This window comes from Ochrobactrum sp. Q0168 (genome assembly GCF_016427605.1).
Lineage (GTDB): Bacteria > Pseudomonadota > Alphaproteobacteria > Rhizobiales > Rhizobiaceae > Brucella.
Map to the genome: position 1 here is coordinate 86,049 of NZ_JAELXQ010000001.1, position 24,521 is coordinate 110,569.

Here is a 24,521-nt window from a genome sequence, read left to right on the forward strand (position 1 = left end):
GCGATTCAGGGGAGCGCGCTTTTTGGCGCATTGCGAATCCGCACCAGCCTTGCTAGGGCTCGTTTCAGGAAACGGTTTCGCTGTAAAAGGCGGATGAAAAGGGAACGCGGTGAGGCCATCTGGCCAATTCTGCGACTGCCCCCGCAACTGTAACCGGAGAGTTATCTTCCAGGGTCGCCAAGGCGACCAAGCCACTGAGTGCAGACGCATTCGGGAAGGCGGGAGAGCAGCGGCGACCCGGAAGTCAGGAGACCTGCCGTATCCGGTCACCTAGTTTCGACACGGGGCGTGTCGGGGCGCGGCTTTCCGTAGCGGTGACATTGAACAAATGTTGCCGCCGGAACGAGAAACGGGTTTCCCATTTCTTCGACCTGCGGTCAGGCGATTGCAGGAGAAGATACAAGTGCATATTCCAAAATTTACCATTTTGCTGACGGCTGCTTTTGCGGCTGCAGATCCGCTTGCCGCATCGGCTCAAACCGCCAGCGGCGCGGGCGATGCCAATGCAAGCGTGGTTCTCGATACGATTGTCGTCACGCCGCTTCGTCGCGCAACGTCGTTGCAGCGATCCACATCGTCGGTAACGGTCATCGACACGGCTGACATCGAGCGCTCGGCCGCCTCCGATCTGCCATCGCTGCTGAAATCCTATAGCGGTGTTTCGATCAAGACGAATGGCGGGCAGGGGTCCAAGTCGGACATCTATATGCGGGGCATGTCGTCCAAGCAGACGGTCGTGCTGGTCAATGGCGTGCGCACGGCATCGGCGACGGACGGCGCCACGGCGCTGGCCAATATTCCGCTGACGTCTATCGAGCGCATCGAGATCGCCAAGGGCGGCCATTCGGCCCAATATGGCGCGGATGCCATGGGCGGCGTCATCAATATCATCACCAAGCAGGGCGGGGCCTGTGGCGAGCGCTCGTGGTGCGGTAGCATGACCACCGGGGTCACCCATCCCTGGGGCGGCTATGCTTCCGGTTCGGTGCGGGGGCAAAGCGCTACGGGTGTCGATTATGCCTTTGGCGCGGCGATAACCGGCACTGAGGGCTATGATTTCACCAGCCCCGATGCGTGGGGACACGAACCGGACCGGGATGGTTTCCTACAAGGCTCGTTCAACTTTTCGCTCGGAAAAGATTTTGACTGGGGCAGGATCTATGCGGATGGACTTTTGAGCCGCAGCCGTAATCAGTATGATTCCGAATATCCGTCCGCCAATCAGGGCTACAGCACAGCCTTTTCTGGAAAGATCGGCACGCGGATCGATCATACGGATGACTGGTCATCGACGGTCGAATTCAGCTCGGGCATCGACAACAGCCGTGATTTCCGCAAGGGTGTATCCGGCTCCGACCGTTTTGAAACCAAGCGTTATGGCGTCTTCGCTTCCACCGAGAAAAGTTTCGAGACAGGCAAGGCAAAGCATGTCGTGACCGGCGGCGTCGAAGCCTATCGGGAGACCATCGATTCCACCGTCGCCTATGACGAAACGGGACGTGATCTGGCGGCGGTGTTCGGACAATATTCGCTGGAATATGAAGCGTTGCGCGTCGATGGCGGCGTGCGTTACGATCACAACCAGCAATTCGGCAATGTGACGACCTACAATATCGGCGCGAGCTACGAGATTGTTCCCGATCTCGTTGTGCGTTCGTCCTATGCGACGGGCTTCCGCGCGCCGACATTCAACGAGCTTTACTATCCGGGCTTCGCCAATCCCGATCTGCAGCCTGAAAAGTCGCGCTCCTATGAAGTGGGGCTGAACTGGCAGATGTCGGCAGCGACCAGCCTCGATCTTGCATTTTATCGCAATGAGTTGCGCGATGCGATCATCAGCACAGCACCGTCCTATCTGCCCTATAATGTGGCCCGCGCGCAGGTGACAGGCTTCGAGGCGACGCTTGGCCATCGCTTCAATGACCAGTGGGGTGTGAAGGGAGTGCTGGACTTCAAGCGCCCCATCGATGAAGAAAACGACACCGATCTAGCCTATCGCGAACGTTTCAAGGCGACCGCTGAAGTGAACTATACGCCGTTTGAAGGGCTCGACCTGACGGGCCGCGTCTTCTATGGCGGTTCGCGCTATGCCGATGCCGCAAATATGCGGAAGCTCGGCAGCTATGTGACCGCCGATTTCGTGGCGCTTTATGCCATCGACAAGCAGGCGAAGCTGAAGTTCTCGGTCGAGAACATCTTTGACAAGGACTACCAGACAACCTCCGGCTATATTGCGCCGGGCCGCACCTTCAATATCGGCCTGACGCGGAATTTCTGAGGGTTTATCGACGGGTGACGAGAGCGACGATCCTTGGCAGAAACTGGCTTGTGGCGCTGGCAGCCATGGTTTCGGTCGCTCTTTCTTCTGCGGAGGCCGCACCGCCGCAGCGCGTGGTGTCGATCAATGTCTGCACCGATCAGCTGGCCATGCTTTTGGCCGCGCCGGGGCAGTTGCAGTCGGTTTCTCATCTGTCGCGCGATCCGCAGCTTTCCGTGCTGGCGGGGCAGGCGGCGCAACTGCCGGTCAATCGGGCCGAGGCGGAAGAGGTTTTCCTCCTGAAGCCTGATCTGGTGCTTGCGGGCACGTTTTCATCGCAAGTGACGGTCGATCTGTTGCGGAGACTTGGCCTGCGTGTGGAACAGTTTGCGCCAGCACGTTCATTCAGCGATATCGAAACACATTTGCGACGTATGGGTGCGTTGCTGGGGCGCGAAGAGCAGGCGGATGCGCAGATCGGCTCCATGCGGGCAGGGCTTGCGGCAATTGAAAAGCCGCAGCATCGCAAGACTGTCGCGCTCTATTTCGCGAATAGCTACACCTCCGGGCGCGGCACGCTGATTGACGAGGCGGTCAAGCGGGCGGGGCTGGACAATATCGCCGACCGCGCCGGCGTGAACGGTCCTGCGGCGCTGCCTCTCGAGATGCTGGTGATGGAAAAGCCGGATATGCTGGTCCTTAGTGCAAGCGAGCGTGCACCGGCGCTGGCTTTCCAGAATTTCCAGCATCCGGCTTTGCGAGTGCTGGAACGCGAGGCGAAAGCAATAACGCTGCCCGATAATCTGACCGTTTGCGGCGGGCCTTTCAGTGTTGAAGCGGTGGCAAAACTAAGCGAGGCGGCGCGTGACTGAAAAGGCTCGTTTCGTGCTTTTGCTTGTCGGCCTCGCCGTGCTCGTCGCGGTTCTCTTCGCGTGGTCGCTGCTGACCGGGCCAGCCGATATCAGTGTGAGCGATAGTCTCCGGGCGCTGTTCAGCGGTGAGGGCGATGCCATCGTGCTGGTCATGCGTGAAATTCGTCTGCCGCGCGCCTTGCTGGCGCTGCTGATCGGCGCGTCGCTGGGCCTGTCGGGCGCAACACTGCAAGGTTATCTGCGAAACCCGCTGGCAGAGCCGGGATTGCTCGGCGTCAGTGCTTCGGCTTCATTTGGCGCAGTCATCGCTATCTATACCGGGCTGTCCTTGCTGTTCCCTCTGGCCCTGCCATTGCTGGCGCTGGCCGGTGCATTTGCGTCGGTCTTTCTCGTCAAGCTTATGGCCGGGCGCAATGCCGGAACGCTGGCGGTCATTCTGGCCGGTGTTGCGGTGACCAGCCTTGCCGGAGCGCTGACCGCGCTGGCGCTGAACCTCTCACCCAACCCCTTCGCGGCCATGGAAATCGTGTTCTGGATGCTGGGCTCGCTGGCGGACCGGTCGATGACCCATGTGATGCTGGTGGTTCCGTTTATCCTCCTTGGCTGGATCATGCTTTTGTCGCTCGGGCGGGCGCTGGACAGTCTGACGCTCGGTGCCGATGCGGCGGCCAGCATGGGCGTCAGTCTGGCGCGTGTGCAGCTTCTGGCCGTGCTCGGCACAGCGCTTTGCGTCGGGGCGTCAACCGCGGTGGCAGGCGCTATCGGGTTCGTCGGCCTTGTCGTGCCGCATCTGCTGCGACCGCTGGTCGGGGCGCGCCCGTCGCGGCTGCTTGTCGCGAGTAGCTTGGGCGGTGCGGCTCTGCTGCTTGCTGCCGATATAGCGGTGCGGGTCGCCATGCCGGGACGGGAACTGAAGCTCGGTGTCGTGACGGCCCTGATCGGCGCGCCATTCTTCCTGTGGCTGGTGTTCAAATATCGCAGGCAACTTGTATGACGGCGCTCTCGGTTCAAAATATCAGCGTGTCGCTGGGTGGGAAAACCGTGCTGGATCGCGTCAGCTTCGACGCAGGCCCCGGTGAATTCATCGGCTTAATCGGCCCCAATGGCGCTGGAAAAACCACACTTTTGAAATCCATGCTCAGCCTTGTTCGAGCAGATGGCGCGGTTTCACTGGATGGCCGGGGAATAGCCAGTCTCAACGCCCGCGACAGAGCCCGTGCGGTTGCATATCTGCCGCAGGAGCGCGATGTCGCCTGGCCGGTTTCCGCGCATATGCTGGTCTCATTGGGACGGTCTGCACTGAAGCCAAGTTTTGCATCGCTGGACGCTGGCGATGAAGCGCTGATCCGTTCGGCGATGCAGCGCATGGATGTGGAAGCTTTCGGCGAGCGCCCAGCCAACGCGCTTTCCGGCGGTGAGCTGGCGCGGGTATTGATCGCTCGCGTTCTGGCGCAGGATACGCCTGTTATCCTCGCCGACGAGCCGGTGGCCGGACTTGATCCATCGCATCAGCTGGCCTTGATGGAAAATTTTGCAGCGCTTGCGCATGAGGGTCGGACGGTGATCGCCTCGCTGCACGAGCTTGGCCTCGCGGCTCAATATTGCACGCGGCTGATCATTCTCGATAACGGGCGCGTGGTGGCGGACGGTTCGCCGCAGGACGTGCTGACGCCGGAGCGGCTGCGGCAGGTTTACGGGATCGAGGCGCATATCCTGCATCTCGACGGCCAGTTCATCGTGCAGCCGAAGTCGCGGGCTTAAACTCGGCGCCACTGGCGTTCGCGCGCCGAAGCATAGATCGTTTCCACGGACTTTTGCACTTCATAGCCTTCGCGGAAATCGGCATGGCTGGTTCTATGGCCCGCAATGGCCAGCAGAAAGTCGCGCACTTCGATAGTCTTGAGGTCGTTGAAGCCGATCTGATGTCCTGCCGCCACGCAGAACGAACCATAGGGTTCGTGGTCGGGGCCGGCGAAAATCTTGCGGAACCCCTGCTGCCCCTTTTTGTCGGCATAGAGAAAGAGGTCCAGCTCGTTGAACCGCTCCTGCGTAAAGAAGATCGCGCCTTTGGAACCGGAGATTTCAAACTCGTGCTGCATTTTGCGCCCGCTGGCGATCCAGCTTGCTTCCAGCGTCCCGGTCGCCCCATTGGCAAAACTGACCATGGCGTGACAGACATCATCCACTTCAACCGGCTTGTTCTGTGAGGGATTGGCGCTATCCGGGCGCTCGCGGATGGCAGTCACAGTCTTGCCCATGACTTCGGCAATTGGGCCGACCAGATAGCGTGCGGCGGCGATGATGTGGCTGCCAATATCGGCAAGGGCGCCGCCCCCGCCTGCCGGGTCCAGCCGCCAGGTCCACGGAATGCGCGCATCAGCCATGAAATCTTCCGCATGGATGCCGCGAAAGTTTCGGACCTCTCCAATTTCACCGCTGTCTAAGATGTCTTTCGCCAGCCGGATCATCGGGTTCTTGAGATAGTTGAAGCCAACAGCTGTCTGGACACCCTTCTTCTCCGCTGCCAGCGTCATTTCCAGACAATCGGCGGCGCTGGGGGCAAGCGGCTTTTCGCAATAAACATGTTTGCCCGCATCGATCGCCGTCAGCGCCATTTCCTTGTGAAAACGGTTGGGGGTGGTGATGTCGATGAGATTGATTGCCGGATCGACTATCAGGTCGCGCCAGTTGCCGGTCGCATGGGCAAAGCCCAGCTGTTTCGCGGCTTTCTGCGCCGTTGTTTCATCAATGTCGGCCAGCGTGTGCAGCTCGACCCGCACGGGCAGATCGAAGATGCGATTGACGTTGGCCAGCGCCAGCGCGTGGGTCTTGCCCATAAAGCCCGACCCGATCAGACCTGTAACGACTGCCATGCCTTCCTCTCAAACGCTGACACCATACATGCTGGCAAAGCTCAGCCCGCATTACGAAACGCCCAGCCGGAAAATATGCCGTTCGGGGCGAGCTTATGCGATTGACATCAGCTAGCAGAAATGGAATTATAATTCCACGAGAATTTTCTAATGATTGTTTCATTCTATTGAGTAGTCGACATCGGTTTACGTTGCGGGACATGGCTTGGAGGAAGCCCCGTAACGATACCGGCAAGGCTGAAAAATCGGGAAAACCGGCGGGGAGCGTCGGGCAATGGGAGGAGTGAACATGAAATCTCTTTTGAAATCGGCAGTCGCTGGTGTGGCCCTTATGGCTGCATCATTTGCTGCACACGCGGCTGACATCAACATTGTTGTCGTCAGCCATGGTCAGGCATCGGATCCGTTCTGGTCCGTTGTGAAGAACGGTGTGGCGGAAGCCGCCAAGGATACCGGCGCAAAGGTTGATTATCGTGCGCCGGAAACTTTCGACATGGTGCAGATGGCGCAGCTTATCGACGCTGCCATCAACCAGAAGCCGCAGGGTATCGTCGTATCGATCCCGGACGCCGATGCGCTCGGACCATCGATCCAGCGTGCCGTCGCGGCTGGCATTCCAGTCATTTCGATGAATTCCGGCTCCGATGCCTCCAAAAAGCTCGGCGCGCTGCTGCATGTCGGTCAGGATGAGGCCGATGCGGGCAAAGCTGCCGGTGAAGCCCTGAAAAAGGCTGGCGGCAAGAAGGGCATCTGCGTCAATCAGGAAGTGGGCAATGTCTCCCTTGACCAGCGTTGCGCCGGTTTCAAGGAAGGTTTCGGTGACGTTACCGTTCTGCCCACCTCGACCGACCCTGCGGAAAATGAAGCCAAGGTGCGTGCAGCGCTGGCTTCGGATACGGCCATCGATACGATCCTGACGCTCAATGCTACCCTTGCCGGTGAGCCTGCCGTGAAGGCCGCTGGCGAAAGCGGACGCAGCGGCATTCATGTCGCAACATTCGATATGTCGCCAGGTTTCCTTGAAGCTGTCGAGAACGGCAAGGCAGACTTTGCCATCGACCAGCAGCAGTTCCTGCAAGGCTATCTGCCGGTCTCATTCCTCGCTCTTCATGCCAAATATGGCCTGATGCCCGGCGGCAATGTGGCTTCGGGCCCGAACCTGATTACCAAGGACAAGGCCAAGCAGGTTGTGGAGCTGTCCGCCAAGGGCATCAGGTAGAAACCGCCTTTAGAATAGATAATTGACCCGCCCATTGCGATGGGCGGGAACGGGTGGTCGCACCCCTGAGATCGACGGCTGCGCATCAAGCGGCTGCGAGGCGCTTCAGGAGAAAATCATGAGTGAACCAATGTCCGAACCGAAGCCCGCGACGATTGCGGAGCAGCGCGACGAACGGCTCAAAACGGCAAGTCCGATCCAGCGGCTCTTGAGCCGACCCGAACTTGGCGCCGTTTCCGGGCTTATTCTCATCACGGCTTTCTTCCTGACAACGGCCAATCCCGCGATGTTCACGGCTGCCGGCATCATGAATTTCATGGCGCCCGCGTCGCAGCTGGGCATTCTCGCGGTTGCCGCTGCGCTCTTGATGATCGGCGGCGAGTTTGATCTTTCCATCGGTTCCATGGTGGCTTTTGCCGGTTTGATCTTCGCGGCAGCGCTGGTCGTCTGGCAGGTGCCACTTGTCGTGGCGATCATCCTCACGCTCGTCTTTGCGGCGCTGGTCGGCGTGATCAACGCCCAGATCGTCATCAGGACGGGGCTGCCGTCCTTCATTGTGACGCTGGCTTTCCTGTTTATCCTGCGCGGCCTGTCGCTGGTTGGTCTCAAATGGGCGACCGGCGGCGCAACGCAGCTTCGCGGCGTCAAGGATGCCGTCGGCAACAGCATGCTCGCCGGTTTGTTTTCCGGCGATGCGTTTCAGGGACTGTTCGCCTGGATGGCCGAGCATGACCTGATCGCCAAATTCCCGAATGGAGAACCGACCGTGAAGGGCGTTCCGGTCGAGGTGTTGTGGTTCGCCGGTGTGGCGCTGATCGCCACCTATGTTCTGGTGCGCACCCGCTTCGGCAACTGGATTTTCGCGGCGGGCGGCGATGCGCTGGCGGCGCGAAACTCCGGCGTTCCGGTGCGCCGCGTCAAGACCACGCTCTTCATGTGCACGGCCATGGCCGCGGCGCTGGTCGCCATTTTGACCGTGCTCGACGCCGGATCGACCGATGCGCGGCGCGGCTTCCAGAAAGAGTTCGAAGCCATCATCGCAGCCGTCATCGGCGGGTGCCTGCTGACGGGCGGCTACGGCTCTGCCATCGGTGCATTCTTCGGCGCCATCATTTTCGGCATGGTGCTGATCGGCCTGACTTACACGCAGATCGATCAGGACTGGTATCTCGTCTTTCTCGGCGGAATGCTGCTGATCGCCGTCCTCTTCAATAATTTCATTCGCAAGCGCGCCACGGGCGAACGCTAAAGCATTTCCAGCAAAAGTGCGTAGCGGTTTTGCGAAGGATAATGCGTAAAAACAAATAGATAGAGCGGTTCCGCGATTTCGTTTTAATCGGAACCGCTCTGAGCCGGGAGGTTGCCATGACAATGACAACGACGACGCCGACGATTGAAATCCGTAATCTTGTCAAACATTTCGGGCCGGTTATTGCACTGAATGGCGTCTCGCTGAGCGTCGAACCCGGACAGGTCCATTGCCTGCTCGGCGATAATGGCGCGGGTAAATCGACGCTCATCAAGACCTTGTCCGGTGTGCATAAACCGACGAGCGGTGACTTCTTTGTCGAAGGCAAACAGGTCGTATTCAACAGCCCGCGCGATGCGCTCGACCATGGTATTGCGACGGTCTATCAGGATTTGGCGATGATCCCGCTCATGTCGGTGATGCGGAACTTCTTTCTGGGGCGTGAACCGACCAAGGGGATTGGTCCGCTGCGCTGGTTCGACACGCAATTCGCTGAAGACGTGACGCGCGAGGAAATGCGCCGGATCGGCATCGATGTGCGCGATCCGCAGCAGGCCGTCGGCACGCTGTCCGGTGGCGAGCGGCAGTGCGTGGCCATTGCCCGGGCGGTTTATTTCGGGGCTAAGATATTGATCCTCGACGAGCCGACCTCCGCGCTTGGCGTCCGCCAGACCGCGATGGTACTCAAATACATCAATCAGGTGCGCGCGCGAGGTCTGGGCGTGATTTTCATCACCCACAATGTCCGCCACGCCCATGCGGTGGGCGACAAATTCACCGTGCTCAATCGCGGTGTGACGCTTGGCACCCGCACCAAGAGCGAAGTCGATATGGATGAATTGCAGAGCCTGATGGCTGGCGGTCAGGAATTGTCCGACCTGTCGGCCGAACTGGGCGGCAGGGTTTGATCGGGTCTCGGAGTTTGCGATGAACGAGCAGTTGAAAGGCAAGGTTGCTGTCATTACCGGCAGCACGCAAGGGCTGGGTGCGGCCACGGCAAAGCTGTTTGCCGAACGAGGCGCCGCCGGTCTGGTGATTTGCGGTCGCTCGGCAGAAAAGGGGCGGGCGCAGGTCGATCTGCTGGAGAAAACCGGCCCGCGCGCGGTTTTCGTTCAGGCCGATCTGGAGAAAGTCGAGGATTGCAGAAAAATCATCGCCGAAGCCGACCGTGCTTTCGGACGTCTCGATATTCTGGTCAATGCGGCTGGTCTGACCGACCGCGGGACCATTCTGGATACCTCGCCCGAACTTTTCGACCGATTGTTTGCGGTGAACACAAGGGCGCCTTTCTTTCTTATTCAGGAAGCCATCAAGCTTTTCCGGCGCGATGGCGTCGAAGGGGCAATTGTCAACATATCCTCCATGTCATCGATGGGCGGTCAGCCATTCATCGCCGCTTATTGCGCATCGAAGGGCGCGCTCGACACGCTGACCCGCAATGTTGCCTATTCGGTGCTGCGCAATCGCATCCGCGTCAATTGCCTGAATATCGGCTGGATGGCGACGGACGGCGAAGACCGTATCCAGCGCGAATTTCATGGCGCGCCCGCCAACTGGCTCGATGACGCCGCCAAAGCGCAACCTTTTGGACGCTTGATCGATCCTGCGGAAGTTGCGCGGGCAATTGCGTTTCTGGCTTCGGAAGAATCGGGGCTGATGACGGGAGCCATCGTGAATTTCGACCAATCGATCTGGGGTGCCTACGATGGTTCGCCTCAACCGCATGCACCGCTCTGACAGCCTTTCTAACGGATCTACTGAAAACGAGCTCTTTTATTGGGAGTATTCCGAAAAAATCAGGCAGCAATCGGCGTTCCTGCTTGCGCGCACAATTACAGGTAGATAGACGGTGCTCTAAACCGTTGTTTTAGCCGTGTTTCTGCAAACCACGACTTTTCGTTTGGTTGTACGATCTTAAGGCGGTGACGGCTGACACAACGACCGTTTCAATTGCGCTGAAAGGACGAATATCGTGGAGCAGGCAAAGAACGGGACCGGCAAGGGTGGACGCAAGGCGCTTTGGGCAGCCGTTGCGGTCATCGCGATAGCTGCCGCTGGTCTGACCGGATACAAGATCACGCTTCAGAACACCATCACGTCACAGCTGGAAAAGCGTGGCGGCAAGGCTGCTTCCGTCGAAGCCGATTTCTTCGGACGCATTCATCTGCGCGACGTGACGCTGCCGCTCAAGAACGGTTCTGATGTGCGCATCGGCTCGATCGAAGGCCGTCCGAAATTCCTGTTTCTGACCGGTATGCTGGATGCATCCGACATCAACACGCAGGTCGCCAATTACAAGATCTCCATTCCCCATGTGAAGATCGATGATGCGAGCTTTGATATTTCCACATTGCGTGAAACCTTTGGTAACAGTCAGCTGACCTTGCCCGAGCGCGTTGGCCGCTTCTCGGCCAAAAGCGTCGTCGCGCCGGAGATCAATCTGGTTCAGACCATTGCGGGCAACGAGCAGAAAGTCGTCTACAAGGACGTGAAGCTCGAAGACATCCAGCAAGGCCGCGTCGCCCGTTTTTCCGCTGCTAATACGACCTTTGAATTTGCGTTCGAGGCCCCTAAGGCAGACGGCGAAACCGTCCGCGACCAGATGCAGGGCTCAATCGGCCAGACGGAAGGCAAGGACATTGACGGCGTTTATCTGACGCGCCTTTATACGGAAAAGGCTGGACCGGACGATAAGGACGCCAAGCCGGTTTATGGCCCGTTCTCGGCCAAGAATATCGCCATGAAGAGCCGTGAGGTGAGTTTCAGCTATGATGAGATTCGCAGCAATGGCTTCAGCATGCGCATGCCTGCCGAGCCGCTGCTGGACATAGTTCAGCAGATCGAGGCGGTTAAAAATCCGGAAGATCTGACGCCAGCCGAACAGCGTGCATTCTTCCTGCGTGTGCTGTCGATTGTCGATATGATCGGCAAGGGCGACATGGAGATGCTCGGCCTCAAGATCGAGCCCACCGACGGCACCAAGGGCAAGGGCGACATTGCTCAGATTTCGATTGCGTTCGACACCAGCAAGGTGGACGCCACCGTGAAGGGCGTCAATATCGGCAACGGCACCGACTATATGAAAGTCGATGAAGTTTCCATGCAGGGCTTTTCCTGGGCACCGACTATGGAAGCCTTGAAGAAGTTCGCCGCGCTCAGCGATGAAGAGGCCGAAAACTTCCCATTTACAACGCTGCTGCCTGAATTTGGTACGATGCGCGTTTCCGGTGTCGATGCGGATCTGCCTTATGAACCGGAAGCGGTTGACGATGTGACCGGCGCTGACGAGACCACTGACGATGCGACTGATCAGGAAACCGTCGATGCGGCTGGCGATGATGCCGCAGTCGCTACGGATGATCAGGGCGTCGACATCGCGGGTCCGGCACAGGATTCCACCGAAGAGCCTGCGACAGAAGGCGAAGAGGCGCAGCCGGAAGCGGCTGAAGAAGCATCGGTTCCGGCAATTCCCGAGCGTATCAAATTCTCCATGAAGAATTACGAAGTCGCGCTCAACAAGCCGCAGAACGGTATCCCGTCCGATATTCGCGTGAGCTATGAGGATATGACGCTTCCGGTGCCGCAATCCGGCAATGACGAGATTTACGACCAGTTGCGCAAGCTTGGTTATGACAAGGTGACGATCTCGTCCAATGTGGCGATGAACTGGGATGAACCGAACCAGAACCTTGTCATTTCGGATATTTCCGTCAGCGGCAAGGATATGGGCAGCGTCTCGGTCAACGGCCTGATGGGCGGCTTCACCAAGGAGTTTTTCTCGGGCGACAAGGTGATGACGCAGGTTGCTGCTCTTGGCCTCAAGGCGCGAGAAGTAAAGGTGAAGGTTGAAGAGAAGGGCCTGATCGCCAAGGCGCTCAAGCTCTATGCGGAAGAAAACGACATGACGGAAGATGAAGTGCGTAGCAGCTTCTCCCTGATCGCCGCCGCCTTCCTGCAGGAACTGGCGACCGACCAACCGAAGCTTCAGGAGGTGGTGGCCGCATTCTCCACATTCCTCGCAAAGCCGAATATTTTCGAGCTGGCGGTCACGTCTAAGGCAGAGAAGGGCATCGGCGCGCTGGAGATGATCTCTGCGTCTCAGGATCCTCTATCGCTGCTTGATAAGGTGAATATCGAAGCAAAGGCCGAGTAAGCCATCTCTTCGGAATCAACGAGAAAAACGCCGGCTGCATCGCAGCCGGCGTTTGCATATGGGCAGGTGTTTGATAGATTTTCGGATCGAAGATGCCTCAAATCTGGAATCAGACATTATGCTGAAAAACATCAACCCTTTGCTGACCGGCTCACTCCTCTCCATTCTCGCGGATATGGGGCATGGCGACGATCTCGTGATCGTAGACGCAAACTATCCAGCGCAAGCTTCCGGTGTGCCAGTCCTGGATTTCCCGGGCATCAGTGCCACTGCCATGGCGGAAGCCGTCCTGTCGGTTCTGCCGCTTGACGATTTTGTCGACAAGCCAGCGGCTGTCATGCAAGCGTCGAACGAAACGCCAGCCATTTATGGCGAGTTTGAAGCGGTCATCGCGGTGGCTGAAGGGCGCAAGATTGCCGTCGATCCGGTAGAACGCTTTGCGTTCTACGCGCGTGCCAGAGAAGCCTTCGCTGTGATCCGCACGGGCGAGCGTCGGCTTTACGGCAATATCATTTTCAAGAAGGGCGTTATCCGCTCCTGATCGTCGAAGACGAACCAATAAAAGCCCGGGCCATTGCGCCCGGGCTTTTGTTTCTGGAACTATTCCTGAGGCTGTTCTTTCTGGTCCTTCATTGCACCGTGGGAGCCTTTGAAATCGCCACCCTTGTGATGCTGCCCCATGCCATGGCGGCCGTGATGGGGTCCCATGCCGTGACGGCCCATATGTGCGGCGCGCATTTCCTTGCGGTCGATGACGCCGTCATCGTTCCGGTCCAGCGCGGCAAATTCCTTCTTGCGCTGGTTTTCGATGGCCGAGAGGGTGATCTTGCCGTCGCCCTTGACGTCGAGGCGGCGTTCCAAACGGTCAGCCTCGCGCTTCACGACACGCTTCAGCGCTAACGCTTCAATTTCATCGCGGGAGAGGACGCCGTCGCCATTGGTGTCGGCGGCCTTCAGCTCTTCCATGCGGGAGAACTTTTCCAGATCGATTGGTCCGCGCTTAGTCTTGACGTCCTTATCCTGTGTAGCAGCCGCTTCCGTTGCCGGCTTTGGTGTATTCGCATTGCTGCTTTCCTGGGCCAGTACAGGTCCAGCAAGCATTGTAGATGCGATTACAGCGAGAATTGCGGTTCTATATTTCATGGTTGTTTCACTCCATTACTCTTTACAGGGGCGCCGTCAATTGGCGTGCCAGTAATGTGTGTCTTTTTAGATGAACCGCATATGAATGGACCAATTAATTATATGTAATGAAACTGCAATGTACTCGCGGTCCGGTGCACGAGGTTGCCGCAAATGCGGACAGATCCAGATGAACGAAGAGATTTATCAGGGGACGAAAATCGAAATTTTGATGCGATCACAGGATCACTTCGGCACCGTTCATTACGGTGTCAATCAGCGGAAGCGTTTGTTTTCAGGAGAGAAAATGGTGGGTGATGTAGGGATCGAACCTACGACCCGCTGATTAAGAGTCAGCTGCTCTACCAACTGAGCTAATCACCCACTCGCTTTGCCGAGGCAGCGGCCCCGGTGAAGTGAGCGGGTGTATACCGGTCGATTTTACAGCTGTCTACCCTCCAATCGAAAAATTTCGAAAAAAACTTGCATCTTTGAGCAAAAGCCCGGAAACGCTGGCTTCTGAACAATCCAGCTACGCATCTTTGCCGGGAGTTTCGCTGCAATTGTCGCAAAAGTTGTGACCACCCCAGCGAATCCGGAAGAATCGAATGCCAAAAGAATCTTGTTTTGATTCATTTTTTTGCGTTTCCAGCGTTGTAAGCGCGCAGGCCCCACTCCATATTCGCGAAATACTGGATTCGTACTTGCGGTTATGTCCGTGTGGGGGCGAAGCGGGTTACGGCTTCGGGGCGTAGGTTCACGCTTCAAATGTCGCAGCCATGTCATCATTTTTTGATGCTTGTCTGAGAAGTTAGAGCATATAAATGTCTTGATCGGCGGGTAATCATTCATAGTCACGAACCCGAGCTGATCGATCAGCATTATAATCCGAGCAGGGCGCGTCATGCACCGGATAGCCTTTGCAGAGAAAACCGAGGCGGGAAAACCGCTTCAAGATCCGGTTCGCGGCATTTGAGGAAAGCATGGAAAGCATTATCAGCAATCTCGGGCATTTCATTTCCGATCATCGGGTATGGGCCGGGCCTATTGTTGGTGTTATTGCCTTCGGCGAATCTCTCGCGATCATCGGGATGTTCATTCCCGCCACCCCGATCATGATTGCCATTGGCGGCCTTGTGGGCGCTGGCATCATCGAGCCGCTGCCCGTCATCATCGGCGCTATTATCGGCGCGGTCATTGGCGATATCATCTCCTATTTCCTCGGCTGGTGGCTGGGCCGCAACATCATTCACAAATGGCCGCTGAACAAGCATCGCAGCGGCGTTGCGCGTGCGCGCCTGCTGTTCCGCCGCTACGGCTTTTCCGCCGTCTTCCTTGGTCGTTTTTTCGGGCCGGTTCGCTGTACCGTGCCCATGGTCGCCGGCATGATGTCGATGGACCAGACGCGCTTTCAAACCGCAAACGTGCTGTCCGCGCTGGTCTGGGCGCCGCTGATGTTTCTTCCAGGCTGGCTGGCCGGGCGTGGCGCAGGCATATTCGCCAAGATGGACGGCGATCATATGTTCTGGTTCGCCATCGGCATTACGGTGCTGACCTTGATCGTCACGGTCATCGGTGTGCGTTTCTTCAAGGCACGTCCACCGCGTCGGGAGCGAAAGTCGCGTCGGATACAGGTTTCGCCCGCCGAATAAGGGATTATGGAGACGCACTTGCCTGACCGGCGATCGTCTGCATAATGAGGGGTAACGCTGGATGCTGATTGAGAAGTTTAGCCGCCAGCCTGTGAGTATATTGCGAACAACGATCGTATGTTTCGTATAACAATTGGTGCCCGAGGTCGGTGATAACACCGATACAGCGCCCTATAAAAGGTTCATCGCGCTTAATGCCCGACGACAGTTCTGACGATTCGTCTTACCGAAGTACCGGTTCCCGCGCGGGAACCTTTCGCTTCATAGGCTTCAAGCCTTTCTCTGCCGCCTGTGGATTGTTTCGGCTGGATCGCGATTTTGCGTTCCGGCCCGAAGGCGTTTGCGCAGGTATCTCTGGATTTCGCTTTTTCTGACCCGTTTGGACGCTGCCTTTTTGATTCAGGACAGCACTCTAAACATCTGTTTATACTCACATATTGCCCGGAAATAGTCTTCGGGCCGTGTACTAAAGGAGCCGACATATCATGGACTGGTCCATGGACTGGATTGCCGACCCCAATGCCTGGATAGGTTTGGTGACATTGGTGGTGCTTGAGATCGTTCTCGGCATCGACAATCTCGTCTTTATCGCCATTCTGGCCGATAAGCTGCCGCCGCATCAGCGCAGTCGCGCGCGTGTCATAGGCCTCACTCTGGCGCTTCTTATGCGCCTTATCCTGCTGGCATCGATCTCGTGGATCGTGACGCTGCGCGAACCGTTGATTGAAGTGATGGATATGTCCTTCTCCGGACGCGACATCATCATGCTGATCGGTGGTCTGTTCCTGCTGGCAAAGGGCACGATGGAACTGCACGAACGCCTGGAAGGCGCGCATGGGGCAAAAAGCTCGCGCGTGGTCCATGCGGTGTTCTGGCAGGTCATTGTCCAGATTGTCGTCCTTGACGCGGTTTTCTCGCTGGATAGCGTGATTACGGCTGTCGGCATGGTGCAGCATCTGCCCGTGATGATGATTGCCGTCATTATCGCAATCGGCGTCATGATGCTGGCGTCCAAGCCGCTGATGGACTTCGTCAACAAGCATCCGACGGTGGTTATCCTCTGCCTTGGCTTCCTGATGATGATCGGTTTCAGCCTGGTGGTGGAAGGCTTTGGCTTCCATATTCCGAAGGGCTATCTCTATGCGGCCATCGGCTTCTCAGTGTTGATCGAAGCAGCCAACCAGATGTCACGCCGCAATCGCGAGAAGTTGGTGACGACAAACGATCTGCGCGAGCGGACGGCGGGCGCGGTTCTGCGGCTGCTCGGTGGCGGGCGCGGCGAGAACCCGCTTTCCGATACGGTCGACGTGATCGCCCAGCAGACGGCTGCCAATGACGTCTTCCTTCCGGAAGAAAAGGAAATGATCCGTGGCGTGCTGGATTTGGCGGATCGTCCCGTGCGCTCGATCATGTCGCCGCGCAATGAAGTCGAATGGCTCGATATCGATGAAAGCGAAGATGAACTGCACGAAGCAATTCGCAAGCTTTCGCATTCGCGCGTGGTGGTTGCGCGCCGTCAGGTTGATGAATTCGTCGGCGTGGCGTCGGTCCGCGATCTGCTGCTCGACATGACGGACAAAAAGTCCATCAACTGGGACCAGGTCGTCAAGCAGCCGCTCGTCGTGCATGAAAGCGCCAATGTGCTGCGTGTGATGGAGCAGCTGCGTGTTTCGCCGGTGCAGCTTGCCGTGGTCGTCGATGAGCACGGCTCATTCGAAGGCGTCGTCACGCCGACTGACGTGCTGGAAGCGATTGCCGGAGAATTTCCCGACGAGGACGAGGAAGCATCCGTCGCCGAATCGGACGGGCAGGGCGGTTATATCGTCGATGGTTTCGCCGATATTCGCCGCCTGAGCGGTCTTCTGGAGCGCGATCTGGTGGACGACAGCGACCGCTATACGACGCTGGCCGGTTATGTGCTCTGGCACCTTGGCCACCTGCCGCTGGGTGGCGAGAGTTTCGTCGCGGACGGCTTCGAATTCAGGATCGACGCCATGAAGGGGCGCAATGTGGACAAGGTCCATATCAAGCCCGTCAGCGACTACGAGGTATAAGCTGGTATGATTTTGCGGGCGGCAACCTGCTGTTCGCAAAATATTTCACCCTGTTAACTCCGATAAAATAAGTCGGTTATTGACATCTGCTTCGAAGGCTTCAAAATTAACGCATCGTTCATTGTTGCGGCGAAAGCATGTCTGGATTGAAGACGTGCCTGGATGTCGGCAGCTTGGAGATGGGGACGCGACAACGCGGATAGGAGGCCTGGTTTGATGCGGAACTTGCAGGTGCTGACCACCGGACTGAAAAACGCCTTCTTGGGCATTCCCGCATTTTTGGCGCAGCCGTGGCGGGAAATGAAACTGAGCGCTGAGGAAATCGCAGCGCGTCGGCGCAGTCGGCTTGAGCGCAGCGAGCATAATTTTCTGTGGTGCTGGCAGCATCGCGGTTTCTGGTAAGATTTTATGCAGAAAGAAATACGAGCCGGAGGCGAAAGTCTCCGGCTTTTTTGTTGTCCTGTTTCGGATTTTTGCGCCTCTGAGGAATATTTTTCTAACACGCATAGGCCGCTTGGGCGCACGTTCCAAGGAGTTCGCGGAAAGTAGTTTATTGATTTAAATCAATGATTTAGGTTGATTTTGAATCGCCTTTCGATAGATTTTCTTTCCAAGTTCAATCATCTATATGAACGCTTTGCAGGTGCAGGGCGGTGGGGATAGTCTAATGCGGAAAATTTTTCTCTATGCGGCTGTCGCGCTTGGTCTGGGTGCAGCACCGGTCAAGGCTGAAGAGCCGAAGGAAATCCTGAACGTTTCCTATGATATCGCTCGCGAGCTGTACGAGCAGGTCAACAAGGCGTTCATCGCGGACTGGAGGGCGAAGACTGGCGAAGAGCTGACCGTCAACCAGTCGCATGCCGGTTCCTCCAAGCAGGCCCGCTCCATTCTGGAAGGTCTTGAAGCCGATGTGGTGACCTTCAATCAGGTGACCGACGTGCAGGTTCTGCACGACAAGGGCAATCTGATCCCGGCGGACTGGCAGAAGCGTTTGCCGAACAATTCGTCGCCCTATTATTCCTTCCCGGCATTTCTGGTCCGTGCGGGCAATCCGAAGAACATCAAGAACTGGGACGATCTTGCCCGCGACGATGTGAAGGTTGTTTTCCCGAACCCCAAAACCTCGGGCAATGCGCGCTATACCTATCTGGCGGCAACCGCCTATGCGAAGGAAGCTTTCAACAACGACGACGCCAAGGTGCGTGAATTCGTCGGCAAGATATTCAAGAATGTGCCGGTCTTCGATACGGGCGGCCGTGGTGCAACCACCACCTTTGCTGAACGCGGTATCGGTGATGTTCTCGTCACCTTCGAGGCCGAAACCCGTGGTACACAGAAGCAGCTCGGCGCAGACAAATATGATGTTGTCGTTCCGCAGGTCAGCCTTCTGGCCGAATTCCCGGTCACGGTCGTTGACAAGGTGGTGGACAAGCGCGGCTCGCGCAAGATCGCCGAAGCCTATCTGAATTATCTCTATTCGCCGGAAGGTCAGGAGATTCTCGCGCAGAACTTCAACCGCGTGCATGACAAGGCGGTCATCGAAAAGCACAAGGATATTTATCCGGATGTGCGTCTCGTGACCGTCGATGATGTGTTCGGCGGCTGGGACAAGTTGCAGAAAGAGCATTTTGCCGAAGGCGGCGTGCTTGATCAGCTCTTCACCAAGAAGTAAGCGGTAATTTAGCGCGGATCCAGGAGCGTGCGGCGACGTGCGCTCCTGCCGTTATATGGAATAATTCAGTGTCGCTTCTCAGCATGAAACGCAATTCGGTATTGCCGGGGTTCGGTCTGACCCTCGGCTGCACCCTGTTTTATCTGACTGTCATCGTGGCTTTGCCATTGCTCGCCATGATCATGAAGACCGCGAGCCTCGGCTGGAGCGACTTCTGGTCCATCGTCACCTCTGACCGTGCTCTGGCCACCTATCGGATCACGCTCAGCACGGCGGCGCTTGCGACCGTGTTCAACGGCCTGTTCGGCCTGCTGCTGGCCTTTGTGCTGGCGCGGTATGAGTTTCCCGGCAAGCGCCTGATGGATGCCGCCGTCGATTTGCCTTTTGCGCTGCCGACAGCCATTGCAGGTCTCGCACTGGTGACGGTCTTTGCGCAGAACGGCTGGTTCGGCCAGTTTCTGGAGCCGCTCGGCATCAAGGTCGCCTATGCGCCACTCGGTATTTCCATCGCTATGGCTTTCACCAGCATTCCTTTCGTCATCCGCACGGTGCAGCCGGTGCTGGAAGATATGAGCGCCGATGTGGAGGAAGCCGCTCGCAGCCTCGGCGCGAAGCCGTGGCAGATTTTCGCCCATATCGTCTGGCCAACGATCTTCCCGGCTTTTCTCGCGGGCGCGTCATTGTCTTTTGCGCGCAGCCTCGGCGAATTCGGCTCCATCGTTTTCATTTCCGGCAATCTGCCGTTTGAAACGGAAGTGACATCGCTTCTGATCTTCATCCGGCTTGACGAATATGATTACCCAGCCGCAGCGGCGCTGGCCTTCGTCATGCTGGTCGCTGCATTCCTGATGCTGCTCATCACCAATCTCATTCAGGCAAGGCAGCTTCGTTATGCAGAGCGCTAATGTGGCACGCAACGCGCCGGGGCCGGTTCGCAGTCTGTTGATCTGGCTGGCCAGCGTGCTGTCCATCCTGTGCATCGGCGTGCCGCTGGCGGTCATCTTCGCCTATGCGTTCAGCAAGGGCGCGGGCGCATTTTTTGGCGAAATCCTGAAGCCCGATACGCTGCATGCGATCTGGCTGACGGTGCTGGTCGCCATTGTGGTCGTGCCGATCAATATGGCGTTCGGCGTCTGCGTCGCATGGCTGGTGACAAAATTCCGTTTTCCGGGACGCAGACTGCTGATTACCTTTGTCGAGATACCCTTCTCCGTCTCGCCAATCGTGGCGGGCGTGACCTATCTCTTCCTCTATGGCTCGCAGGGGCTGCTCGGTCCGCTGCTCGAAAGCTATGATCTCAAGATCATGTTCACGGTCCCGGCGATCTTTCTGGTCAGCCTGTTCGTGACCTCACCCTTTGTGGCGCGCGAATTGATACCGCTGATGGAAGTGCAGGGGAGCGATGAAGAAGAAGCGGCGATGACGCTGGGCGCGAATGGCTGGCAGACATTCTTCTACGTCACGCTGCCCAATATCAAATGGGCGCTGCTCTATGGCGCGGTGCTGTGCAATGCGCGCGTGATGGGCGAGTTTGGCGCGACATCTGTCGTGTCCGGCGCTATTCGTGGCAAGACGAACACCTTGCCGTTGCAGGTGGAGCTTCTGTTCAATGACTATAATGTCGCCGGAGCCTTTGCCGCGGCTTCCACACTCGCATTGATTGCCGTTCTCACGCTGGTGCTGAAATTCTTGCTGGAGCGCAGGCAGCACGCCTGACAATGAAAAACACCGTGCGTCTGACGGGACGCACGGTGTTTGCAGTCAGGCAGCCAGCGGAGCAGCTTGGGAGGATGCTGCTTTTTGTGGCTCCCGTTGCAGGGACGAGGCGAGAATGACGCCTTCCGGCCAGCGGCTGAAACCGCTCGCGACATTGATGTGACCGGCATGGCCGAGGTCGACAAAACCCGAACCCCAGACATTCGCCAGAGCTTCCGCCTTGGCAAAGCGCATATAATCGTCATTGCGGCTCGCGACGACGATGGAAGGGAAACCAAGCTCATGGCGCGGCAGCGGGGCAAAGCTCTGGAAACGGCTGTCTCGGGAGGCCATGGTTTCCGCGTCGGCTGGAGCGACCAGAAGCGCGCCCGCAACATGGGCGGCAGCTGGGCGGCTTGCCAGATGGGCAACCAGCACACAGCCGAGGCTATGGGCGACCAGAACCGCGCCGGGATTTTCGGCCAGTTTTGCTTCGAGTGCATGCATCCAGTCGGATAGCACTGGATAATGCCAGTCGTCCTGTTCAACCAGTAATGCTGACGGATCGTCATGCAACCATTGGCGCTGCCAGTGGCCTGCTTCCGATCCCTTGTAACCGGGGATGATAAGTGTCGCAGGCATGCGTTGTTTCCTTTTCCGGCAATCGCAGCAAAAGCACGAGTTGGCTTTGCTACAATTGCGACATCACAGAGATCAGAGCCTTGGGAGGGCTTTTCTGTTTCGCTTTTCGCCCCGATCGAGGCGACTAGCGAAGCAGTTTCCAAAATAGGCGCTGAAACCCGCGATTTTAAGGAAAAGGAATTCAAATTCAGGCGGATGCGTGAAAATTATTCTCCGCCTGAATGGGGTCTCACTTGTTGTGCTTTTCGTTCCAGCGCAGCAGGAACTGCGATTTCTCGAAAATCAGCACCACCACCAGCGACATGGCGAAGGGGATCAGGAGATAGAGCAGGCGGAACACGATCAGTGCCGCCAGCACATCGGCCTGATCCATATCCGGAAGGCCGGTCAGGAAAACCAGTTCGAGCACGCCAAGGCCGCCCGGCGCATGCGAGATGAGAGCTGCCGAGAAGGAGACGAGGAAAATGCCGAGCACGATCAGAAAGCCGGGATTGCCCGCTTCCGGCAGGGCGAAATAGATGATGCCCGCAGCGCCGATCAGTTCGAGGGGTGCGACGATCAGCTGCTGCACGACAACCGACATGCGCGGATATTCGAGCCGGAACTTGCCGATCTGGAGTGGACGCAGCTGCATCCAGCTGCCGAAAACATAGAGCAGAACGAATGCCAGCATGATCAGGGCGATGACCATGGCGACGGTGGGTGTCAGGTCTTCGTTGAAGCGCATGAGCACATGCGGCTCCAGCAGCAACACCACGCTGGAGGTGATGATCACACCGAGTATGAATGTAAACGAGCAGAAGGCGATGAGAACGGCAATCTCGCTGCCCGGCATGCCTTGCGAGGAATAGGCGCGGTAGCGAACGACGGCCCCGGAGACGACGGATGCGCCGATATTGTGCGACAAAGCATAGGTGGTGAAGGAACAGAGTGCGATGAAAAGCCAGGAAATCTTGCGCCGCAGATGGAGAAGCGCGATACGGTCGTAACCAGCAAGCGAGCTATAGGCGAGAAGGGCTGCCGCCGCTGCCAGTACCCAGTGATGTGCGCGAATGGCGTAGAGGCTGTCCAGAACATCGTCGAGCGATATGCTGCGAAGTTCCCGATAGAGAAGCCAGGCTGAAACGCCGACAGCACACAGACCGATGACCGGCCAGATGTAATCCTTTGCTTTCATTAACCGATTACCGCCCCTTTAAATTTCATTCTGTGTTCCCCCTTATATGGCCTGTGCTTCGCCATCAGCGGCAATCACCGAACTGTCGTCCTGTGCCTGAATGTGCTGCTGTGGCGACCGGGCGGAAGCATTGCCGCCCGTATTCGAAACGTCTGCACCGATTGCCTTGGCTATTGCCTTTGCAATTTCCTCTTCGCCAAGAATGACGGAGGTTGCACCGAGATCGGTCAGATATTGCGCTTCAGCCTGCGAATTGGCCTGCGCAACGATGTGGATATCCGGGTTGGCCGCATGGGCCAGAGCGGTCGCGCGTCCTGCCTCAAAGGCATTGGGAATCGCAATCACCAGATTTTGGGCGAGCCCGGGCTTCGCCGCGTTTATTATTTCAATATCGGAGGCATTGCCTGCAATAGCTTCGATGCCTTTTTCGCGCAATGTGGTGCAGATTTTCGACGAGTCATCGATGACGAGGAACGGCATCGCACGTTCCTGCAAACTGCCGGCCAACCTGCTGCCGATATGTCCGTAACCGGCAATGATCGTGTGGCCGGTCAGAAGGGTGTGCGGCAATGGTTCCGGTTCGGAGACATCGATGGCTGTGCTGCCCGTTGTGTCGTTCGCACCTTCGCTTGCGCTGCGTTTTTCGATCCAGGGCCGCATCCGTTCAGCGACGATGAACATCACCGGGTTGAGGAAAATGGAGAGGATTGCACCTGCCAGAATGAGGTCTCGTCCGGCGGGCGGCAACAGATTGAGGCTGACGCCAAGGCCTGCGAGGATGAACGAGAATTCACCGATCTGCGCCAGACTTGCCGAAATCGTCAGCGCGGTGCTGACCGGGCGGCGGAAAGCCCGCACGATGAAAAAGGCCGCGACGGACTTGCCGATCAGGATGATCGCAAGGGTGGCCAAAAGGGGCAGGGGGTCTTTCAGCAGGCTCATCGGGTCGAACAGCATGCCGACCGAAATGAAGAACAGCACCGCGAAAGCATCGCGCAGCGGCAGGGATTCTTCCGCGGCGCGATGGCTGAGCTCGGATTCGCTCATCACCATACCGGCGAAGAAAGCGCCGAGCGCGAAGGAAACGCCGAAGAGATGCGCCGCACCGAAGGCGACGCCAAGCGCAATGGCCAGAACGCCAAGGCGAAACAATTCGCGCGAGCCGGTCTGCGCAACGACATTGAGAAGCCAGGGAATGACCTTGCGCCCGACGACCAGCATCAGGGCGACGAACAGAACCACCTTGGCGATGGTCAGAAGAATGATGCCACCGATGCCGAGGCCAAGCCATGCCGCGAGCGGGTCGCTGGCTGCCGCACTGGTTGCGCGGCCTGTGACGCTGGCGACAGCTGGCAGCAGAACCAGCGCCATGACCATGGCAAGGTCCTCGACAATCAGCCAACCGACGGCGATGCGCCCTCGTTCGGTGTCGATGAGGCGGCGCTCCTGCATGGCGCGCAACAGAACAACCGTACTGGCCGTGGATAGCGCAAGGCCGAAGACCATGCCTGCCTCCACATCCCAGCCAAGCGCAAGACCAAGGCCAGTGCCAAGGGCAGCGGCAGTAGCGATCTGCGCCAATGCGCCCGGAACGGCGATGGCTTTGACGGATAGCAGGTCTTTCAGGGAAAAATGCAGGCCGACGCCGAACATCAGCAGGATGACGCCGATTTCGGCGAGCTGCAGAATGAGGCCCTGATCGGCAACGAAACCCGGTGTGTGCGGACCGGCGATAACGCCAGCCAGAAGATAGCCGACCAATGGAGAAATCTTGAGGCGGGTGGCAATCGCACCGAAAATAAAAGCAAGGCATAACCCGATGACGATGGTCGCAATCAAAGGCGTGTCATGGGGCATAGGGTGCCGTTTCCCTCTATTGAAATT

At 57.7% G+C, this 24,521-nt stretch carries 22 protein-coding genes, 1 tRNA gene and 1 riboswitch; of the genes, 16 read left to right on the forward strand and 7 right to left on the reverse strand.

What is annotated here, in order from left to right:
• Window positions 1–55 precede the first annotated feature (55 nt).
• Window positions 56–276, forward strand: a riboswitch (cobalamin riboswitch).
• Window positions 277–403: 127 nt separating this feature from the next.
• The 4 genes from JAU75_RS00375 (at window position 404) to JAU75_RS00390 (ending at window position 4,890) form a co-directional block, all read left to right on the forward strand.
• Window positions 404–2,278, forward strand: coding sequence for a TonB-dependent receptor domain-containing protein (locus JAU75_RS00375; RefSeq protein ID WP_199053705.1), 1,875 nt, complete (start codon window positions 404–406; stop codon window positions 2,276–2,278).
• A 65-nt stretch (window positions 2,279–2,343) separates the two neighbouring features.
• Window positions 2,344–3,129, forward strand: coding sequence for an ABC transporter substrate-binding protein (locus tag JAU75_RS00380; protein ID WP_199054878.1), 786 nt, complete (start codon window positions 2,344–2,346; stop codon window positions 3,127–3,129).
• Window positions 3,122–4,123, forward strand: a complete 1,002-nt coding sequence (locus JAU75_RS00385) for an iron ABC transporter permease (RefSeq protein ID WP_199053706.1) — start codon at window positions 3,122–3,124, stop codon at window positions 4,121–4,123. Before JAU75_RS00380 ends, JAU75_RS00385 begins: the two co-directional genes overlap by 8 nt.
• On the forward strand, window positions 4,120–4,890 hold the full coding sequence (locus JAU75_RS00390) for an ABC transporter ATP-binding protein (protein ID WP_199053707.1): 771 nt from the start codon (window positions 4,120–4,122) through the stop codon (window positions 4,888–4,890). Before JAU75_RS00385 ends, JAU75_RS00390 begins: the two co-directional genes overlap by 4 nt.
• Here the strand turns inward: JAU75_RS00390 and JAU75_RS00395 are convergent.
• The gene (locus JAU75_RS00395) at window positions 4,887–6,002 is read right to left on the reverse strand and encodes a Gfo/Idh/MocA family protein (protein WP_199053709.1); all 1,116 of its coding nucleotides are present in this window, start codon (window positions 6,000–6,002) and stop codon (window positions 4,887–4,889) included. The two genes, JAU75_RS00390 and JAU75_RS00395, sit on opposite strands and share 4 nt — an antisense overlap.
• Window positions 6,003–6,291: 289 nt before the next feature.
• On the opposite strand from JAU75_RS00395, the gene JAU75_RS00400 reads away from it, so the two are divergent.
• The 6 genes from JAU75_RS00400 (at window position 6,292) to JAU75_RS00425 (ending at window position 13,164) form a co-directional block, all read left to right on the forward strand.
• Window positions 6,292–7,221 carry a sugar ABC transporter substrate-binding protein gene (locus tag JAU75_RS00400; RefSeq protein WP_199053711.1) on the forward strand — a complete coding sequence of 310 codons (930 nt, stop codon included), beginning with the start codon at window positions 6,292–6,294 and terminating at the stop codon, window positions 7,219–7,221.
• A gap of 118 nt (window positions 7,222–7,339) precedes the next feature.
• Complete coding sequence (locus JAU75_RS00405; protein ID WP_199053712.1) at window positions 7,340–8,470, forward strand: ABC transporter permease; 1,131 nt, start codon at window positions 7,340–7,342, stop codon at window positions 8,468–8,470.
• Between the two features lie 122 nt (window positions 8,471–8,592).
• Window positions 8,593–9,378, forward strand: a complete 786-nt coding sequence (locus JAU75_RS00410) for an ATP-binding cassette domain-containing protein (RefSeq protein WP_171058801.1) — start codon at window positions 8,593–8,595, stop codon at window positions 9,376–9,378.
• 19 nt (window positions 9,379–9,397) lie between these two features.
• Window positions 9,398–10,207 (forward strand): SDR family oxidoreductase, encoded by an 810-nt coding sequence (locus JAU75_RS00415; RefSeq protein ID WP_199053713.1) that lies wholly within the window; start codon window positions 9,398–9,400, stop codon window positions 10,205–10,207.
• A gap of 235 nt (window positions 10,208–10,442) precedes the next feature.
• Window positions 10,443–12,623, forward strand: a complete 2,181-nt coding sequence (locus tag JAU75_RS00420; RefSeq protein WP_199053714.1) for a hypothetical protein — start codon at window positions 10,443–10,445, stop codon at window positions 12,621–12,623.
• Between the two features lie 118 nt (window positions 12,624–12,741).
• Window positions 12,742–13,164: an RbsD/FucU domain-containing protein gene (locus tag JAU75_RS00425; protein ID WP_199053715.1), complete on the forward strand. Its 423-nt coding sequence runs from the start codon at window positions 12,742–12,744 to the stop codon at window positions 13,162–13,164.
• Between the two features lie 59 nt (window positions 13,165–13,223).
• Here the strand turns inward: JAU75_RS00425 and JAU75_RS00430 are convergent, their stop codons facing one another.
• From JAU75_RS00430 to JAU75_RS00440, 3 genes are all read right to left on the reverse strand, one after another.
• Window positions 13,224–13,766 (reverse strand): calcium-binding protein, encoded by a 543-nt coding sequence (locus JAU75_RS00430; protein ID WP_199053716.1) that lies wholly within the window; start codon window positions 13,764–13,766, stop codon window positions 13,224–13,226.
• A 287-nt stretch (window positions 13,767–14,053) separates the two neighbouring features.
• A tRNA-Lys gene (locus JAU75_RS00435) sits at window positions 14,054–14,129 on the reverse strand.
• A gap of 57 nt (window positions 14,130–14,186) precedes the next feature.
• Entirely contained in the window at window positions 14,187–14,627 is a 441-nt protein-coding gene (locus JAU75_RS00440) for a hypothetical protein (RefSeq protein WP_199053717.1), read from the reverse strand.
• 101 nt (window positions 14,628–14,728) lie between these two features.
• Between JAU75_RS00440 and JAU75_RS00445 the strand changes: the two genes are divergently transcribed.
• The 6 genes from JAU75_RS00445 to cysW all read left to right on the forward strand — a co-directional run bounded on the left by JAU75_RS00445 (window position 14,729) and on the right by cysW (window position 20,839).
• The gene (locus tag JAU75_RS00445) at window positions 14,729–15,397 is read left to right on the forward strand and encodes a DedA family protein (RefSeq protein ID WP_199053718.1); all 669 of its coding nucleotides are present in this window, start codon (window positions 14,729–14,731) and stop codon (window positions 15,395–15,397) included.
• Between the two features lie 485 nt (window positions 15,398–15,882).
• Entirely contained in the window at window positions 15,883–17,451 is a 1,569-nt protein-coding gene (locus JAU75_RS00450) for a TerC family protein (RefSeq protein WP_199053720.1), read from the forward strand.
• 216 nt (window positions 17,452–17,667) lie between these two features.
• Complete coding sequence (locus JAU75_RS00455) at window positions 17,668–17,853, forward strand: hypothetical protein (protein ID WP_078339338.1); 186 nt, start codon at window positions 17,668–17,670, stop codon at window positions 17,851–17,853.
• A gap of 265 nt (window positions 17,854–18,118) precedes the next feature.
• Window positions 18,119–19,123 (forward strand): sulfate ABC transporter substrate-binding protein, encoded by a 1,005-nt coding sequence (locus JAU75_RS00460; RefSeq protein ID WP_199053722.1) that lies wholly within the window; start codon window positions 18,119–18,121, stop codon window positions 19,121–19,123.
• Window positions 19,124–19,206: 83 nt separating this feature from the next.
• On the forward strand, window positions 19,207–20,028 hold the full coding sequence (cysT, locus tag JAU75_RS00465) for a sulfate ABC transporter permease subunit CysT (RefSeq protein WP_199054880.1): 822 nt from the start codon (window positions 19,207–19,209) through the stop codon (window positions 20,026–20,028).
• Window positions 20,015–20,839, forward strand: coding sequence for a sulfate ABC transporter permease subunit CysW (gene cysW, locus JAU75_RS00470; protein WP_199053724.1), 825 nt, complete (start codon window positions 20,015–20,017; stop codon window positions 20,837–20,839). Before cysT ends, cysW begins: the two co-directional genes overlap by 14 nt.
• A gap of 45 nt (window positions 20,840–20,884) precedes the next feature.
• Here cysW and JAU75_RS00475 read toward each other — a convergent pair whose 3' ends face one another.
• The 3 genes from JAU75_RS00475 to ybaL all read right to left on the reverse strand — a co-directional run bounded on the left by JAU75_RS00475 (window position 20,885) and on the right by ybaL (window position 24,494).
• Entirely contained in the window at window positions 20,885–21,460 is a 576-nt protein-coding gene (locus JAU75_RS00475; protein WP_199053726.1) for an alpha/beta hydrolase, read from the reverse strand.
• 229 nt (window positions 21,461–21,689) lie between these two features.
• Complete coding sequence (locus tag JAU75_RS00480) at window positions 21,690–22,637, reverse strand: lysylphosphatidylglycerol synthase domain-containing protein (protein ID WP_199053729.1); 948 nt, start codon at window positions 22,635–22,637, stop codon at window positions 21,690–21,692.
• A 42-nt stretch (window positions 22,638–22,679) separates the two neighbouring features.
• Entirely contained in the window at window positions 22,680–24,494 is a 1,815-nt protein-coding gene (ybaL, locus tag JAU75_RS00485; RefSeq protein ID WP_199053731.1) for a YbaL family putative K(+) efflux transporter, read from the reverse strand.
• Between the last annotated feature and the right edge of the window lie 27 nt (window positions 24,495–24,521).

Coding starts and splice junctions, on each gene's coding strand:
- JAU75_RS00380 (WP_199054878.1), top strand. CDS start 2,344: ATGGTTTCGGTCGCTCTTTCTTCTGCGGAGGCCGCACCGCCGCAGCGC.
- JAU75_RS00390 (WP_199053707.1), top strand. CDS start 4,120: ATGACGGCGCTCTCGGTTCAAAATATCAGCGTGTCGCTGGGTGGGAAA.
- JAU75_RS00395 (WP_199053709.1), bottom strand. CDS start 6,002: ATGGCAGTCGTTACAGGTCTGATCGGGTCGGGCTTTATGGGCAAGACC.
- JAU75_RS00400 (WP_199053711.1), top strand. CDS start 6,292: ATGAAATCTCTTTTGAAATCGGCAGTCGCTGGTGTGGCCCTTATGGCT.
- JAU75_RS00405 (WP_199053712.1), top strand. CDS start 7,340: ATGAGTGAACCAATGTCCGAACCGAAGCCCGCGACGATTGCGGAGCAG.
- JAU75_RS00410 (WP_171058801.1), top strand. CDS start 8,593: ATGACAACGACGACGCCGACGATTGAAATCCGTAATCTTGTCAAACAT.
- JAU75_RS00415 (WP_199053713.1), top strand. CDS start 9,398: ATGAACGAGCAGTTGAAAGGCAAGGTTGCTGTCATTACCGGCAGCACG.
- JAU75_RS00425 (WP_199053715.1), top strand. CDS start 12,742: ATGCTGAAAAACATCAACCCTTTGCTGACCGGCTCACTCCTCTCCATT.
- JAU75_RS00430 (WP_199053716.1), bottom strand. CDS start 13,766: ATGAAATATAGAACCGCAATTCTCGCTGTAATCGCATCTACAATGCTT.
- JAU75_RS00440 (WP_199053717.1), bottom strand. CDS start 14,627: ATGCTGATCGATCAGCTCGGGTTCGTGACTATGAATGATTACCCGCCG.
- JAU75_RS00445 (WP_199053718.1), top strand. CDS start 14,729: ATGGAAAGCATTATCAGCAATCTCGGGCATTTCATTTCCGATCATCGG.
- JAU75_RS00450 (WP_199053720.1), top strand. CDS start 15,883: ATGGACTGGTCCATGGACTGGATTGCCGACCCCAATGCCTGGATAGGT.
- JAU75_RS00455 (WP_078339338.1), top strand. CDS start 17,668: ATGCGGAACTTGCAGGTGCTGACCACCGGACTGAAAAACGCCTTCTTG.
- JAU75_RS00460 (WP_199053722.1), top strand. CDS start 18,119: ATGCGGAAAATTTTTCTCTATGCGGCTGTCGCGCTTGGTCTGGGTGCA.
- cysT (WP_199054880.1), top strand. CDS start 19,207: ATGAAACGCAATTCGGTATTGCCGGGGTTCGGTCTGACCCTCGGCTGC.
- cysW (WP_199053724.1), top strand. CDS start 20,015: ATGCAGAGCGCTAATGTGGCACGCAACGCGCCGGGGCCGGTTCGCAGT.
- JAU75_RS00475 (WP_199053726.1), bottom strand. CDS start 21,460: ATGCCTGCGACACTTATCATCCCCGGTTACAAGGGATCGGAAGCAGGC.
- JAU75_RS00480 (WP_199053729.1), bottom strand. CDS start 22,637: ATGAAAGCAAAGGATTACATCTGGCCGGTCATCGGTCTGTGTGCTGTC.
- ybaL (WP_199053731.1), bottom strand. CDS start 24,494: ATGCCCCATGACACGCCTTTGATTGCGACCATCGTCATCGGGTTATGC.